The organism is Aurantiacibacter gilvus (genome assembly GCF_038289935.1).
GTDB classification, from domain to species: Bacteria; Pseudomonadota; Alphaproteobacteria; order Sphingomonadales; family Sphingomonadaceae; genus Alteraurantiacibacter; species Alteraurantiacibacter gilvus.
Genome location: NZ_JBBYHV010000003.1, coordinates 1 through 1,958 on the forward strand (window position 1 = coordinate 1; position 1,958 = coordinate 1,958).

Genomic DNA, 1,958 nt, shown 5'->3' on the forward strand with positions numbered 1-1,958 from the left:
CCGCCGTTGTTGTTGCGCTGGTCGAACGACGAGTAGAAGTAATACTCGTCGGTGAGGTTGGTGACCTCCAGCGCGATCGACAGGTCTTCCTCCTCGTTGCGCCAGGTCACGCGGGCATTGGCCGTGGTGAAGCTGGGCAGGTAGGTTTCGATACGGCCCAAGGCGCCGTTGTTGAAACCGGAGAAGGTTTCGTCCTGGTAGTAGACGTCGACACGCGGGGTGAGCGACCCGGCATCGCCGAGGTCGATCCGGTACTGCGCACCAAGCGAGAACTTCCATTCCGGCATGCCGGTACCCGGATCGGTCAGCTGTGCTCCCGATGCCGGATTGACGAAGGTGTACTCGAAATCGAGGTAGCTGAGCGAGGCGGAGATCTGCAGATCGTCAACCGGCTCGGCAAACATCTCGAGTTCGAGGCCGCGGATGTCCGCGCTGCCCGAGTTGACCCGGCAGGCGCTGGGAGTTTCCGTTCCCGGAACGCCGGTCGGACAGGGGCTCGCGGTCGACTGGATGTCGTCGTACTTGTTGAGGAAGGCCGACAGGTTCAGGCGCAGGCGGCGATCGAACAGGTCCGACTTGAAGCCGACTTCGTATGCCGTCAGCGTTTCCGGACCGAACGGCAGCAGCTGGAAGGCGTTGAACGGACGCGGGTTGGAACCACCGCCCTTGAAGCCCGTAGCGACCGACGCATAGGCGAGGAATTCTTCGCTGAAGCGATAGTCCAGGGCCACACGGTAGTCGACCTGGTCGCCCGAATAGCTGGCGGTCCGGCCTGTAAGCGCAAAGACGTTCTGGGTTGTATCGCCATCTCCGAGGACCACCCCGAAGGCCCCCAAGGGAAACGGGAAAACATCCAGCGTGTCCAGGCCATCATAGCCTTCGCCGTAGTAAAATCCGATCGGATCGAGGAACCCGTTGATCGTGCCATCCAGGTTGTAACGGAAATAGGTCTGGTCCTTGCTCTCCTCGGTATAGCGGATGCCGGCGTTGAGGTTCAGGTTGGGCGCGATTTCCCACGCCAGGTTGGCAAACACGGCCTGGGCATCGGCGTCTACCGTATCCGGCTGGCGGAACTGCAGCGGATAGGGAGCGACGTAGCGCAGGTCCTGCGTGGAATCATACACCGACGACTGTTCGAAGTAGTAACCGCCGACAGTCACGAAGACCGTGTCGGTAGCTTCGATGTTCAGGCGCAGTTCCTGGCTGAAGCTCCAGTTGTCGAGGTTGTTGATGCCGTAGCCGGTACGTGCCGGCGAGATGTCGCCGTCGGCAGCGAAGTAGGTGTCGAATTCGCGGTAACCCGTGATCGAGACCAGCTGCAGGCGCTCGGTGATGTCCCAGTTCGCCTGGCCGGAAACGCCCCAGCCGCGATAGGTGGTGCGGTTCGATCCGCTGGTTTCCTGCATGATCGTGCCGCCGGCACCGAAAGGGTCACCCGGGATGACGGGCGTGAAGGCACCGCCAAAGGCGTTTCCGTCAACCTGGAAGTTACAGAAGCGTCCGCAGATGAAGCGGTCGTCGAACGGCAGGCCGCCCGGCGTCCGGATGTTCGGGTTGTTGTTGCGCCGCGTGGCGGTCAGCACCTGGCCGGCAGCGGTCTGGTCCTGGTCGGTGAAGTCGGCGATGATGGTGAAGTCGAAGGTATCGCTCGGTTCCCACCGCAGGATACCGCGGGCTGCCTGGTAGTTGGTGCTACCCAGGCGCGCGATGCGGCAATCGTCGGTCGTGGCGAAACGCGCTTCGCCGCCAACCGGGTTGACGGGTTCGGCCACGCCGGTGCCGCCATCGTCTACCGATTGGGTGAACATGGCAGGGCCGCCGGCGGGATAGACACAGCCGAAATCGAGCTGGTCGACATAGCCGTCCTGGCGCTTCGACACGCCCGAGATGCGGGCGAACAGCGTATCGGTCAGCGGGAACTCGGCTGCAGCACGCAGGGTGACACGGTCGCGGCTGCC

General features: G+C 62.9%; 1 protein-coding gene. It reads right to left on the reverse strand.

Annotated elements, in window-relative coordinates; genetic code table 11:
* Positions 1-1,958, reverse strand: a 1,958-nt coding sequence (locus AAEO60_RS15790; RefSeq protein ID WP_341674712.1) for a TonB-dependent receptor, incomplete at both ends; no start/stop codon positions are given.